Here is a 13,871-nt window from a genome sequence, read left to right as displayed (position 1 = left end):
AGCAGCTGAACAATTTATATACTAAAAATTTCATATTTTTTAACCTATTGTTTTTTAATGCTAAAAAAATTGACATGAAAAATGTCATATCATTTTTTGCCGTTTTGTCATGCGTTGCGGCATTTTTCTGTGAAAAAAAGAACTAGGCAAGCTGTGAAACTTGTGCTAAGTGTCCTGGTCAGGAAACGTGTACGCGTGTTTCGTCCCTGCGTATGGGTTGCGCAGGGGCGGGATGCAACTCCTTGGGACATTGCTTGGAAGGATACGTTATGTCTGCATACGAGCTGCCTGCATGGCTTGACACCCGGTTCATCGAAAACGCGCTCAGTCGTACGGCTGCACCGGACAAGGCGGAGCTCCGGGATATTCTGGACAAATCTCTGGCTCTGAAGTCACTGACCATCCAGGAGGCGACCGCTCTCATGCGGGTGACGGATCCTGAAGACGTTGCCCTGATGATGAAAACGGCGGATGCGGTCAAACAGAAGGTCTATGGTGACCGTATCGTGCTGACCGCTCCGCTGCACATCTCCAACCATTGCGGCAGTGAATGCCTTTACTGCGCCAACCGCAAGAGCAATACGCTCATCCAGCGCAAGTACATGACCTCGCCCGAGATGCGCGAGGCCGCCGGCAAGCTGATCCGCCAGGGGCACAAGCGCATCGTGCTGGTCTCCGGCCAGCTGCCCAATGCCGATGTGGAGTACCTGGCCGAAGCCATCAGCATCCTGTACACCGTGTTCGACGGCCACGGCGAGGTCCGCCGCGTCAACGTCAACGTGGGGCCCCTGAGCGCCGACCAGTACAGCGTGCTGCTGGATGCCGATGTGGGCAACGTCCTGATCTATCAGGATACCTACCATCCCGATTACTACAAGGCCGCCCATGTGGCCGGGCCCAAGAGCCATTACGAAAAGCGCCTCAACGCCCCTGAAGTGGCCCTGGGCGCCGGTGTGCGCGACGTGGGCCTCGGCCTGCTGCTGGGGCTTTCCCCCTGGCAGTTCGATGTGCTGGCCCTGATGCTGCATGTGGCCCATCTCAACCGCCTGTTCGGCGCCGGCGGCCACACCATCAGCATGTTCCGTCTGCGTCCCGCGCCGGGCAGCCTGTTCGTGCCCCCGCATCCGCTTTCGGACGACGAGTTCCTGCGCTGTGTGGCCATCATGCGCCTGGCCGTTCCGCCTGCGGGCATCGTGGTCACCACGCGCGAACCCTCCGGCCTGTGGCGCGATGCCTGCAGCCGGGGTGTCTCCCAGGTGTTCACGGGCAGCGTGGGCAGCGCCTACGAGACCTGGAGCGAAAAGCCCGGGCCCGAAGGCATCCCCTTCCCGCTGGGCGAAGACACCCACCTGGACGAGGTGGTGCGCTTCCTCATGGAAGAAGCCGAGCACCTGCCCTCGTTCTGTACCGCCTGTCCCCGTCTGGGCCGCAGCGGCGCGGACTTCATGGGCATGGTGCACGAGTGCGGCATGCGCAGCCAGTGCGGCCCCAACTCCATCGCCTCCTTCGAGGAGTTCCTCATCAATTATGCCACGCCCTACACCCGCGCAGTGGGCGAACGCCTCATCGCCCGCAAGCTCCCGCAGATGAGCGAGGTGGAGCGGGGCGCGGCAGAACGCCTGTTGCAGAAGGTCAAGTCGGGCCGCATGGACGAATTCATCTGACAGGCAGCGGCCAGGGCCGTTCTTCAGCGAAACCGCCGCCACCGGCTGCCACAAGGCAGGCGGTGGCGGTTTTTCATTTTTATTGGCATAGTTCCGTTATCCTGCTTTTCCCGCATCGGGCAGCAGGCAGGGAAAAAAGGAAGACGCTGTGGCAAGACTCACTGACCGTATTTTTTTTGACAGGCAGGACAGGGACATACTCGTCCTGGTCAACCGCATCCTTGAGGCGCCCAACGTGCCCTCGCGGGACAATCTCTTCAACCCCGAGCTGCATCCCCACGGCATCAAGGAGCTGGTCACCTCTCCGGCCTCCCGCATGGCCTATGCCGTCATCAACCTGCTGCGCAATCTGGAGGTCGGCGGTTCGCGTGACCGTCTGCTGGCCCTGCAGACCCTGTACGACGAGGTGCTGACCAGCGCCCATTCGGCCCTGCGCCGCAATACCGCCCGTGCGCTCATGCAGATCATGAAGGACATGGTGCGCGCCCACGGCGACGAGACCCGCCAGCTCATGCTGGCCCACGACTTCCGCAGCACCGCCCTGGGCACGCCGCGCGTGGTGCGCCGCATGCTGGCGCGCTACCATCTGCCCGAGATGCCCGAGGCCTGGAACCAGCTGGCCTTCGATGACCATGTCTATGACGTGAACACCAAGGGCCGCAAAACGCCCACCCACCTCATCATGGACGCCTGGATCAAGGGCCTGCGCTCCATCACGGTGGTCTATGACAACAGCGTGGATCTGGAGGCCGCCACCGAGGTCATCCATGCCTCGGGCATCGTGGGCATCTCCGTGCGCATCGGCCTGGAATTCAGCGTGCCCTTCTATGACCGCTTCGTGAACCTGGTCTGGATGCCGCGCGGTTTCAGTTCGGGCAAGGGCTTCCTGGACTTTTTGCGCAGCCCGCAGATGCGGGAGATGCTGGAAAAGGGGCGCGAGGTGCTGCACTGGCGGCGCGAGGTGGCCCTGCACACCCTGGAGGTCTGGAACGAGGACGAGCGCCCCCGCCTGGAAAAGCTCTGGGGCGTGTCCGTGGCGCCCATGGGGCTGGAGGAGTTCCTCGATTTCGTGGGGCGCGGCCATGCCTCCCTGCTGCGCCTGGCCGAATACCTGCACAAGCACATCCAGCCCAGCCTTCAGGCCCGGGCCGAGATCCTGCGGGCCCGTCCCGATGACCCCGAGGCCCGGGAGGAACTGCAGCGCCTGGACAATCTGGGGCCCGACGACGTGCAGGCCCTGTGGCTGGACCCGGGCCGCAACCCGCGCATCCCCAATACGGAACGGCCGGGCGCCTGCGACAGCCTGCCGGAACTGATGCGCATGAGCGCCCAGGCGCTTTCCGCCTATCTCAGCGGCCTTGCCACGGGCAACCGCCTGATCCTGGGCACCGAGGGCCTGAGCGTGGAGGACGTGGTGGAGCTGCTCTGGGACTGCGAGGGGCGCATCACCCATCTGGAGCTCTTCAACATGAAGAGCTGGGTGGAAGGGCACCTCAACAATATCGCGGCCATCAACGAATTGCAGCGCGTGCTCAACCAGGGGCTTGCCCCGCGCATGAAGCAGATGGTGCGCCAGATGATCCGGCAGATGGAGGTGGTGGGCGACGAAGAGCGCCTGGAAAAATTCCATGCCATCCTGCGCGACATCCCCAAGCTCTGGGCCGCGTACCGCCACGAGCCCCTCAAGTCGCGCCTGGGCAGCAATTCGGCCAGCCGCTCGCGTTCGTACGGCATGGGCCTGGCCATCCGCGAGACCCTGCCGCGCCGGGCCCTGGCGTCCATGAAGAAGGCGGGCAGCCAGCAGTCCGCCATCCCCATCTATTCACCGGTGGAAGAGCAGATCCGCTACAACGAGCCGGAGAACCCCTCGCCCGGGCAGGCCCTGCTGGCCCATTTCCGTTTTTTGCCGGGCTGCGGCCATCTGGGCATGGAGCGGCGCCGCGTCTGGCGGGCTGCCAGTGAGGACTGCCGTGTCAGCAACAAGGGCAACATGGTCAACCTCGGCGGCCTGAGCCCCTTCCAGGGCAACGGCCTGACCGATGCGCCGCAGGGGGAGGAGGCAAGGCCCGGCGGCCGGTATCTCAACAGCAGCCTGAGCAACTGCCTCAAGGTGCTGCTGGGCTTCATCCCGGCCTTCGTCTCCTTCATCTATACGCAGGACTGGTGGTTCCTGGCCTGGTTCGGCACCTTCATCTGGTTCGGCATCACCGGCGTGCGCAACGTGGTCCAGATGGTCATGGCCGCCCGCGGGGCCAAGCGCAGCACCCTGACCCACTGGCGGGAGCACGTCAGCGTCAAGCGCATCTGCGACTCGCTCATGTATACGGGCATCTCGGTGCTGCTGCTGGAGGTGATGATCCGTGTCTGGCTTCTGGAGGACTGCTTCGGCGTGACCGTGGCGGAACAGCCCGTGCTGGTCTTTACCGTGCTGAACATCGTCAACGGTTTCTATATATTCGCGCACAACGTCTACAGGGGCTTCCCCCGCGAGGCGGCCATCGGCAACCTGTTCCGCAGCGCCCTGGCCATCCCGGTCTCGTCCCTGTATGACTTCATCCTCTTCCACCTGCTGCTGTTCTGGGGCATCGCCGATCCCCATCTGTACCTGGTGCCCAGTGCGGCCGTCATCTCCAAGATGGCCTCGGACACCGTGGCCGCCATCATCGAAGGCTACGCCGACAGCCAGGTGAACCTGCGCATGCGCCGCTGGGACTATGAAAGCACCATCAAGCGCATCTTCGACTGCTATACGCAGCTGGAGCTGCTCTTCCCCCGCGAGGACGCCCTGATCTGCCTGGCCCGTCCCGGCGGCCTGCGCGGACGCGGCGGCGAAGAGGCCCAGCGCCTGGAGCGCATCCTCATCATCTGCGCCCTGGACCTGATGTACTTCTGGTTCTACCAGCCGCGTGCCCAGGAGGCCTTCCGCCACAAGGTGCGCTCCATGGCCGAGGCCGACAGGGCCGTGTTGCTCAGCGCCCAGCTGGTGCTGATGCGGGAACGGGAGGTGAGCCAGTTTTTGGTGGACGGTCTGCTGGGACGAAATTTTTCAAAGCCGTTGGCCTTCTTCCTCGACAGGCGCAAGGAATACCTGCGCCTCATGGCCCGCATCTGCATACTCTCCAAGCCCCGCGAAGCCCCGGCCTGTCCGGTCCTGTTCGGGGAGGACAAAAAAAGTTGAATCCATTTTATAAAATCTTATTGCCATGACGGGGCTGGTCGCGTATGTTGATTCCAGTACATCCACAAACGTTTCCAAACCGGGCCTGAGCGGGGATCCAGACCGTTCAGATGCCCAAACCAAGGAGTTGCACAATGAGCACGGATGTCAAGAGCATGCATATGGGCCAGATTACGTCCTTCTTCATCCCCACCGTGACTCTGGTCGGCCAGAACTGCTCTACCCAGATCCCCGATCGCCTGAAGAGCCTCGGTGGCAAGAAACCCCTGATCGTCACCGACCAGGGTATCGTGGCCGTGGGCATCCTGAAGCAGATCACCGATATCCTTGACGCCGCCGGCATGCAGTATGCCGTGTACGACAAGACCGTGCCCAACCCCACGGACAACAACGTTGCGGAAGCTACCGAAGCCTACAAGAGCAACGGCTGCGACAGCCTGATCACCCTGGGCGGCGGTTCCTCGCATGACTGCGGCAAGGGCGTCGGCTTTGTGGTCAGCAACGGCGGCAAGATCCACGACTACGAAGGCGTGGACAAATCCAGCAAGCCCTTCCCGCCCTATGTGGCCGTGAACACCACCGCCGGCACCGCCTCTGAAATGACCCGTTTCTGCATCATCACCGACACCTCCCGCAAGGTGAAGATGGCCATCGTCGACTGGCGCTGCACCCCCAGCGTCGCCATCGACGACCCGGTCCTGATGATGGGCATGCCGCCGTCCCTGACCGCCGCTACCGGTATGGACGCCCTGACCCACGCCGTGGAAGCCTATGTTTCCACCGCTGCCACTCCCATGACCGACGCCTGTGCCGAAAAGGCCATGGAATACATCAACCGCTATCTGCGCCGCGCCGTTGCCAACGGCAAGGACATGGAAGCCCGCGAAGGCATGTGCTATGCCCAGTACCTGGCCGGTATGGCCTTCAACAACGCCAGCCTGGGCCACGTGCACGCCATGGCTCACCAGCTGGGCGGCTTCTATGACCTGCCGCACGGCGAATGCAACGCCATCCTGCTGCCCCATGTGTGCGAGTACAACCTGATCTCCAGCCGCCGCCGCTTTGGCCGCATCGCCAAGCTGCTGGGCGAACGCGTGGACGGCCTGAGCCCCACCGACGCTTCGCAGGCTGCCATCAAGGCCATCCGCATCCTGTCCAAGGACGTGGGCATCCCGGAAGGCCTGATCGCCCTGGGCAAGAAGTACGGCAAGGAAGTGAAGGAAGAAGACATCCCCACCATGACCGCCAACGCCCAGAAGGACGCCTGCGGTCTGACCAACCCGCGCATCATGAGCGACGCCGCCGTGGCCGCCATCTACAAGGCCGCCCTGTAGTCCTCGCTGCATAGCTGCATAATGGAGGCCCCCGGGAAACCGGGGGCCTTTTTGTGTTTTGGGCTCCAGCCTGCTGGGCGTCACGGCGCGAAACGAAAAGCCACCCGCATGGCAGGCGGCTTCGATACTTCGCAGGATACGCTTCAGGCTGCTGGTGATGATCCGGGCCCGGTCTGTTTTTCTGCGGGGAACGTTGTCTTGTCTCGGCAGTTCTTCAGAAAAACATGCCGGGAAAACGCGGAGGGCAGGGAAGGAGGGCCCTTTGCCCGGAAAGGTCTCCCCCGTGATGCGGCCTTACGCGAACATCGCCGGCCGGGCGGCACGGCAGACGGCTCCTGCCACGGCATCGGCGGCCAGGGCCCCCAGCAAAAGCTCGTTCCAGGGGCCGTGCCCGTCGGGCAGGGGCTGTTTGCTGGCCAGCGCGAACACGATGTCACCGTCGAAGAGCATGTGCGCGGGGACGATGTGCCGGGCCAGCCCGGTGGCGGCCATGCGGGCCAGTCGGCTGCACCGGGTCTTGTCCAGGGGGACATTGGTGGCCACCACGGTGAGCACGGTGTTGCCGGTGGGGACGTCTCCGGCCAGCGCGTCCAGGGCCCGGTCATGGGGCACGGGCGTGCCGTCGGCGTAGCGTCCCCCGGCCAGGAAGCGCCCCTGGGCGTCATAGACATTGCCCAGCGCGTTGAGGACCACCAGGGCCGCCACTCGTATGCCCTGCCGCTCCAGGCACAGGCTGCCCAGGCCGCTCTTGTCCGAAAGGTCCAGCGGCCTGCCCGCGGCATCCCGGCAAAGGCAGAACAGGCGACCGCAGCGGGCCCCGCAGGCCGCTCCCACGGCCCCTTCGGCCAGCGGCGCCGCAGAAGCCGCCCGGGCCGCGGCATAGCCCATGGCCGCATCGGGCAGCACGCCCGGCCGGGCATTCATGTCCAGATCGTAGATGACGGCCCCCGGGACGATGGGGATGACGCCGTGGGGCATGGCAAAACCGTGCCCCTGTTCGCGCAAAAAGCGCATGACACCGTCGGCGGCGGCCAGGCCGAAGGCGCTGCCCCCGGCCAGCAGCAGGCCGTGCACGGTGTCCACCTGGGCTTCGGGCCGCATGAGCTCCGTCTCGCGGCAGCCCGGCGCGAAGCCCGGCACGGCGATGCCCGGGGTGAAGCCCTGCGGGCAAAGGATGGCGGTGCAGCCGGTATGGTTCCGTTCGTCCGTGGCATGGCCTGCCAGCAGGCCGTCGATGGCGGTCAGGGTGGTATTGGTCATGGGAGCTCCTGTGTCGGCGGGTGCGGCCGTGCCCGTGCGGCCGTGCGTCGGGGGCCGTGGGACGAATCTTGCATGTTCGCGCGGAAAAGGAAAGCCCCCCGCTGGGGGAGCGTTCCCCGCAGGCCGCCCTGCGCTGGTGCCGGGCAGGGCCGGGGAGGGCAAGCCCCGCCCGGTGGGGCGTGCGCCGGATGCCGCCCGGGGAAGGAGCGCCGTGATGCAGCGTCAGGCGACGGGCCGGAGCGTCTTGAAGGGAAAGGCGACGGGAGCCCTGCTGCCGCCGTCCGTCGGAGCATGAAGACGGAAAGCCCCGCGCGGAACAGCGAATGTCCGGCGCGGGGCCCGTTGTGTGACGGCAAGTGCCGCGGATCAGGCCAGCATGTCCAGGAAGTACCGGTGCAGGCGCAGGTCCGGGGTCAGTTCGGGGTGGAAGGAGGTGGCCAGCACATGGCCCTGGCGCACGGCCACGATGCGTTCGCCGCGGTCGGCGTCCAGACGGGCCAGCACCTGCACGTCCTCGCCCACGCGGCTGATGAGCGGCGCGCGGATGAACACGGCCCGCAGGGGCCCGCCGGCCAGACCGTCGATGTGCAGGTCGGTCTCGAAGCTGTCCACCTGACGGCCGAAGGCGTTGCGGCGCACGGTGGCGTCCAGCACGCCCAGGCGCGGCTGGCCGGAGCCTTCGATCTCCTTGCAGAGCAGGATCAGGCCCGCGCAGCTGCCGTAGACGGGCATGCCGTCCAGGATGCGCCGGCGCAGCGGTTCCAGCATGTCCCATTCCACCAGCAGCTTGCCGATGGTGGTGCTTTCGCCGCCGGGGATGACCATGCCCTCAAGGCCTTCCATGTCCTTGAGCTGGCGTACTTCGCGGACATCGGCGCCCAGACGGCGCAGTGCCGCGGCATGTTCGCGGAAGGCCCCCTGCAGGGCCAGGACTCCGATACGGGCCATGCTACCAGCCCCGCTCCTGCATGCGTTCGGCCGGCGGGATGGTGGAGATGTCGATGCCCACCATGGCTTCGCCCAGGTCGCGGGAGATCTCGGCCAGCAGGGCATAGTCCTTGTAGTTGGTCACGGCCTGCACGATGGCGCGGGCACGCTTGGCCGGATCGCCGGACTTGAAGATGCCGGAGCCCACGAACACGCCGTCGCAGCCCAGATGCATCATCATGGCGGCGTCGGCGGGGGTGGCGATGCCGCCGGCGGCAAAGTTCACCACAGGCAGGCGGCCTTCCTTGCGCACGGCCAGGCAGACTTCCAGGGGAGCGCCGTTTTCCTTGGCGAAATTGGGCACTTCGGCCTCGGGCAGGGAGCAGAGCACGCGGATCTCGTCCATGACCTGGCGGCAATGGCGCACGGCTTCCACCACGTTGCCGGTGCCGGGCTCGCCCTTGGTGCGGATCATGGCCGCGCCTTCGGCGATGCGGCGCAGGGCCTCGCCCAGGTTGCGGCAGCCGCAGACGAAGGGCACGGTGAAGTCGCGCTTGTCGATATGATACCGGTCATCGGCGGGGGTCAGCACTTCGCTCTCGTCGATGTAGTCCACGCCCAGGGCCTCAAGGATGCGGGCCTCCACGAAATGGCCGATGCGGGCCTTGGCCATGACGGGGATGCTCACCACTTCCATGATGCGCTTGACGATGGTGGGGTCGGCCATGCGGGCGATGCCGCCGGCGGCGCGGATGTCGGCCGGGACGCGTTCAAGGGCCATGACGGCGCAGGCGCCGGCTTCTTCGGCGATCTTCGCCTGTTCGGGGGTGGTCACGTCCATGATGACGCCGCCCTTGAGCATTTCTGCAAGACCGGTCTTCAGGCGAATGGTGCCCTGTTCCATGAAAAAACTCCTTTGTCCATACAGCGGGACATGCAGCGGAAGGGGAAAAAGGCCCTTCTGTCCACCGCTGGGAACAGAAGAGCCGCCTGCCCGTGGCCTTTTATGGATGCATATATCGAAGGGGGGGATATGCCGGTCATCCACAGGCAACGACCGGCTGCAGGCTATGCGGGCAGGCAAAGTTCAGACAGAAGGCGCTCGGGTTCCGGCTGGGGGGTGCGCGCCCGGATAAAGGCCGCTGCTTCGGACAGTCGCTCACGGAGCAGGACGGCCGCCGTCAGAGCGATGTCGGCCAGCAGCTCAAGTTCCTGCCGGGTGGTGATCAGCATTTTCAGCGATCTGTATTCTTCCCGGCTGGCGAGTAATGAGAGCATGGCAGCCTGTCCCGGCCAGAGGCCGCCACCGGCGGCTGTGGCATGGACAGCCTGGCTCATGAAAGAGGTGCCGCCGATCTCCTGCTCCAGGATGTCGGCGAGGGCAGCCGCCAGAGCGACTTTTTGGGCGGAGGTCCGGGCCCTGGCGTAGTCTTGTCCCAGCTTGGAAATCTTTCCTCCCAGGGCCTGGGACGCCCGGTCAAGCTCACCGGGACGGCGGGGATAGGCCCTGTCATTGACGACGGCCCGGGCATGGCATTGCCGGGCGGCCTGTACCAGACACCAGCCTACGGTGGGATTGTCGCTGTCCTGGTTCCAGCGGATCCAGGGGCGGCTGGCCGCAAGGCCGTCGCTGTCGCCGGGGCTGTATGCCTTGGATTCCAGAACGATGCAGGGGATACGGCACATGCCCAGTTCCTGCATGAGCCGCCCCTTGCTGCCCACAGGCAGGATGCCTTCGCTGTCTTCCACCGGTCCGCTGCCGTCAGGAGAGGCATTGATCGTCAGCATCCAGGCGCAGGCCGTTCCCTCGAGAGAAAGCATGCCGCCCAGAAATTCACCGCAGCTGCCGGGGATGTCGTCCGTGATGTGGCGGACCCCGGCGGGCCAGTGCCGGCGGATGGCGTCCAGCAGGGCACGGGCGTGGGCCAGGATAAGGACGGCCCCCCTTTTGTCCATGCCCTGGCCGCGGATCCTGCCCAGGACCCTGGTGGCCAGGGTCTGCGAGGAAAGCTCGCAGAGGCCCGTGCCCCGTTGCAGCAGGTCCGCTTCAAAGGGAGAAAAACCGCCGGGCAGGGAAGCCTGTCCCTGTCCTCCGCAGGCCAGAGAGACCGTCAGCCTGTCCCCGTCCGTACAGATGGCCGTCACGGTCATATCCAGCGGGCATATCCGCAGGAGCAGGGCCAGCAGGGCGGCAAAACCGGCGGCATCGTCCTGGACGAAGCCCTGGTGGCTGTTGACGTGCCCGACACCGATATGTCCGGCAAAGGCCAGATCCGCTTTGTGATCGCAAGGGAGGGGAAAAAGTTTCATGGCAGTGCGGGAATGGTGGTTGTCCACCCGGAGGGGCGAGCGGACAACCACCCAAGGAGGTTGCTAGGCGTTGTTCGCCGCCGCCGGGATATCCAGCTTGCGGTTCCAGCCCGTGATGGCGGAGAACAGCAGCACCACGAGCAGGGTCCAGGAATAGGGATTGTACAGGGCCGTGCTCAGGGCGGGGGCCGGGATATTGTAGCTCTGGGCAGCACTATACAGGGCACCGTACCAGGTCGCCACTGCGATATGCCAGGGCAGGATATAAAAAACGGTGCTCACGGCGCAGTCCATGAGATTGGCCCGGCGGGCGGCACTCAGGTTGAAGCGTTCGCCCATGGGCCGGACGATGGAGGGGCCCACCAGCAGCTCGGCCGGAGCATTGGCCGAGATCGGGATGGAGGCCAGCACCGTGACGCCCACGATGAAGAGCTCGGCCTGGCGCACCGTGCTGACCAGAGATTTGTGGGCAAAGTCGAGGATGCGCTTCATGATGCCGCATTCCACCATGATCTGGGTCACGGCAAGGATCAGGATGGCGAAGATGATGGGGCCCACCACGCTGAGGATACCGTTTTCGATATAGCCGGTGGACTGTCCGGCCTGGGCAGGGATGCCGAAGATCTCCGTCGGCTTGATATGTCCGGTAAGGATGGCGATGACAGCAGCGCAGACGTTGCCGTAGACCAGGGATTCGATGATGTGACGGCCCAGCATGGCGGAGCCGACGACCACCACCAGGGCGAGGAGCATCAGCACGCCGGCGGGGTCGAAATCCTTCTGGATATCAGGCAGGGCCGCTGCCTGGTCCGCATTGCCGAAGATCAGGAAGATGACCATGGCCATGACGGCGGCGGACATGGAGAGCGGGAAGCGGCTGCGGACGACCTCCTTCATGGTCGCGCCCTGGGTATAGGCGGAAACGATGGTCGTATCAGCGATGGGGGAAAGGTTGTCGCCAAAGGCCGCACCGGAAAGGATGGCCAGACCGAGCATGGCCGGGTCGGCACCCAGAAAATAGCCGGCAGGGTAGAGCACGGGCGTCAGGGCGATGCAGGTACCGGTGGAGGTGCCTGTCCCCAGGGCGAACAGCATGGAAGCAAAGAAGACGAGGCCCACAAAAATGCTGCCCTGGGCACCGGTGCTCATGCCCATCCAGAGCAGACCGTCCACCAGACCGCCGGCAGCCATGAGCTGGCCGAAAACACCGGCGAACAGCCAGGCCGTGATGATGACGATGCCGTTTTCATCGCCGATGCCGCGCATGGCGGCAAGGCAGTAATCTTCCTTTTTGCGGGCAAAGAACAGGCCGATGACAAGAGCCAGCCAGGCACAGGCCCAGAACGGCTGGGTACCGCCACGTTCCGCAAGACAAAGCCAGATGAGGCCGACGATGAGTACAACCAGAGGAACGGCACCGCCCAGGATACCGCCATACATATCGAGTCTTTTTTCTTCAGGCATATGCCCTCCACGTCTACGGGCTGATGGTTTGGAGGTGGGGTGCAGCAAGGGGACGCGACCCGCAGGCCACGCCCCCTCGTATTTTAGCGGAAGCAGGGCAGATAGGCGTACAGAGCCGGCGAACCGCCGGTGTGCAGGAACAGCACCTTGGAGCCCTTGGCGAAATAGCCCTTGCGAGCCAGGTCGATCAGGCCGGACATGGCCTTGCCGGAGTACACGGGGTCCAGCAGGATGCCTTCGGTCTCGGCCAGCATCTTGACGGCTTCGACCATGGCGTCCGTGGGCAGGGAGTAGCCGGGGCCCACATAGTCGTCAAAAGCCACGACCTTTTCGGCAGGCACGCGGGCTTCCACCCCCAGCAGATCCAGGGTCTGGTTGGCCAGGGTGTGCACGGCATTTTCCTGCACGGGCTTGGGACGGTTGACGCCGATGCCGGTGACAGGGATGTTGATGTTGTTGCCGATCATGCCGGCGATGATCCCGGCGTGGGTACCGGCGCTGCCGCTGGGCACGACCATGTGGTCGAAGTTGAGGCCCATCTCGAACATCTGGTGCATGATCTCTTCCATGCAGCCCACATAGCCCAGGGCACCCAGAGGCGTGGAAGCACCGCCGGGGACGATGTAGGGCTTTCTGCCTTCGGCCGTCAGCCTGGCAGCCACTTTTTCCATGGCTTCCATCATGTTGCTGCCGCCGGGCACCACGGTGATGCTCTTGACGCCCAGCAGCTGGAACAGGAAGTTGTTGCCGGAGGCTTCAGGATTGTAGCTGTCTTTCACGCGTTCTTCCAGCACCAGATGGCAGTCCATGCCTTCATGGACAGCCCAGGAAAGGGTCAGGCGGCAGTGGTTGGACTGCACGGCGCCGCAGGTGATGACCGTGTCGCAGCCTTTCTGCAGGGCCTCGGCGATGCAGAAGTCCAGCTTGCGGGTCTTGTTGCCGCCGGCGGTACCGGGGAGCATGTCGTCACGCTTGATATAGACATCGATGCCCGCGCCCAGGGCCTTGGAGAAATTGGGACAATACTCGATGGGGGTGGGGGTGGTGACATAACCGCGACGGGGGAACTGGGCAAGATTCATGAGGACCTCCTGGGATGATGCGTGCATCCCGCAATGATATTTTTGTCCGCAGCAGGGCTACAGGACGACGATGGCTTCGATTTCCACAAGCCCGTTGAGGGGCAGTTCCTTGACAGCAACGCAGGACCGGGCGGGGCAGTCCGTGTCGAAAACAGCCGCGTAGGCTTCGTTGACTTCCTGGAAGTCGGCCATGCTGGTCAGGAACACGGTGGTTTTGACGACGTTCTTTTCCGTGGCTCCCACTTCAGCCAGCAGCGCCTGGACATTCTTCAGGGACTGGCGGGCCTGGGCGCCTACACCGCCTTCAGCCAGTTTGCCGGTTGCGGGGTCGATGCCCAGCTGGCCGGAAAGGTAGACGGTATCTCCGGCCCGGTTGCCCTGGGAGTAGGGGCCGATGGCCGCGGGCGCCTTGCTGGTGTGGATGATGTGCTTCATGGCTTCCTCGTGCGTAATTTAACATTCGTATGTCGAATGTCGACATTTTAAAAATACACAAAAAATAAACAGCTTGGATTACTGCGGCCTTTTTTGTGATATTTTCTTGCCGAATGTCGACATACTACATTTGACAACTTTTGAAGTCAACGGCAAAAGGGGGCTTCGTGAAAAATTTTTTAAAGGCCAGGGCACTGTTGCTCCCGGGGCTGCTCTG

General features: G+C 64.1%; 10 protein-coding genes. 3 read left to right on the top strand and 7 right to left on the bottom strand.

Annotated elements, in window-relative coordinates; genetic code table 11:
- The first annotated feature begins 269 nt into the window (after positions 1 to 269).
- From hydG to DESPIGER_RS06100, 3 genes are all read left to right on the top strand, one after another.
- Positions 270 to 1,664: a [FeFe] hydrogenase H-cluster radical SAM maturase HydG gene (gene hydG, locus DESPIGER_RS06110; RefSeq protein ID WP_072334396.1), complete on the top strand. Its 1,395-nt coding sequence runs from the start codon at positions 270 to 272 to the stop codon at positions 1,662 to 1,664.
- A gap of 148 nt (positions 1,665 to 1,812) precedes the next feature.
- Positions 1,813 to 4,842 (top strand): hypothetical protein, encoded by a 3,030-nt coding sequence (locus DESPIGER_RS06105; RefSeq protein ID WP_072334394.1) that lies wholly within the window; start codon positions 1,813 to 1,815, stop codon positions 4,840 to 4,842.
- Between the two features lie 134 nt (positions 4,843 to 4,976).
- The gene (locus tag DESPIGER_RS06100) at positions 4,977 to 6,176 is read left to right on the top strand and encodes an iron-containing alcohol dehydrogenase (protein WP_072334391.1); all 1,200 of its coding nucleotides are present in this window, start codon (positions 4,977 to 4,979) and stop codon (positions 6,174 to 6,176) included.
- Positions 6,177 to 6,470: 294 nt separating this feature from the next.
- Here the strand turns inward: DESPIGER_RS06100 and DESPIGER_RS06095 are convergent, their stop codons facing one another.
- The 7 genes from DESPIGER_RS06095 to DESPIGER_RS06065 all read right to left on the bottom strand — a co-directional run bounded on the left by DESPIGER_RS06095 (position 6,471) and on the right by DESPIGER_RS06065 (position 13,654).
- The gene (locus DESPIGER_RS06095; protein ID WP_072334388.1) at positions 6,471 to 7,436 is read right to left on the bottom strand and encodes a P1 family peptidase; all 966 of its coding nucleotides are present in this window, start codon (positions 7,434 to 7,436) and stop codon (positions 6,471 to 6,473) included.
- A 366-nt stretch (positions 7,437 to 7,802) separates the two neighbouring features.
- Positions 7,803 to 8,384 carry a pyridoxal 5'-phosphate synthase glutaminase subunit PdxT gene (gene pdxT / locus DESPIGER_RS06090; RefSeq protein WP_072334373.1) on the bottom strand — a complete coding sequence of 194 codons (582 nt, stop codon included), beginning with the start codon at positions 8,382 to 8,384 and terminating at the stop codon, positions 7,803 to 7,805.
- A gap of 1 nt (position 8,385) precedes the next feature.
- Positions 8,386 to 9,267 (bottom strand): pyridoxal 5'-phosphate synthase lyase subunit PdxS, encoded by an 882-nt coding sequence (gene pdxS, locus DESPIGER_RS06085; protein ID WP_072334371.1) that lies wholly within the window; start codon positions 9,265 to 9,267, stop codon positions 8,386 to 8,388.
- A gap of 164 nt (positions 9,268 to 9,431) precedes the next feature.
- Positions 9,432 to 10,673 carry a hypothetical protein gene (locus DESPIGER_RS06080; protein ID WP_072334386.1) on the bottom strand — a complete coding sequence of 414 codons (1,242 nt, stop codon included), beginning with the start codon at positions 10,671 to 10,673 and terminating at the stop codon, positions 9,432 to 9,434.
- Between the two features lie 63 nt (positions 10,674 to 10,736).
- Positions 10,737 to 12,137 (bottom strand): Na+/H+ antiporter NhaC family protein, encoded by a 1,401-nt coding sequence (locus tag DESPIGER_RS06075; RefSeq protein WP_072334383.1) that lies wholly within the window; start codon positions 12,135 to 12,137, stop codon positions 10,737 to 10,739.
- Positions 12,138 to 12,220: 83 nt separating this feature from the next.
- Positions 12,221 to 13,219, bottom strand: coding sequence for a D-cysteine desulfhydrase (locus DESPIGER_RS06070; protein ID WP_072334380.1), 999 nt, complete (start codon positions 13,217 to 13,219; stop codon positions 12,221 to 12,223).
- 57 nt (positions 13,220 to 13,276) lie between these two features.
- On the bottom strand, positions 13,277 to 13,654 hold the full coding sequence (locus tag DESPIGER_RS06065) for a RidA family protein (protein WP_072334379.1): 378 nt from the start codon (positions 13,652 to 13,654) through the stop codon (positions 13,277 to 13,279).
- Positions 13,655 to 13,871: the final 217 nt, after the last annotated feature.

Source organism: Desulfovibrio piger (genome assembly GCF_900116045.1).
GTDB lineage: Bacteria > Desulfobacterota > Desulfovibrionia > Desulfovibrionales > Desulfovibrionaceae > Desulfovibrio > Desulfovibrio piger_A.
This window is presented reverse-complemented; position numbering and strand designations above follow the sequence as displayed.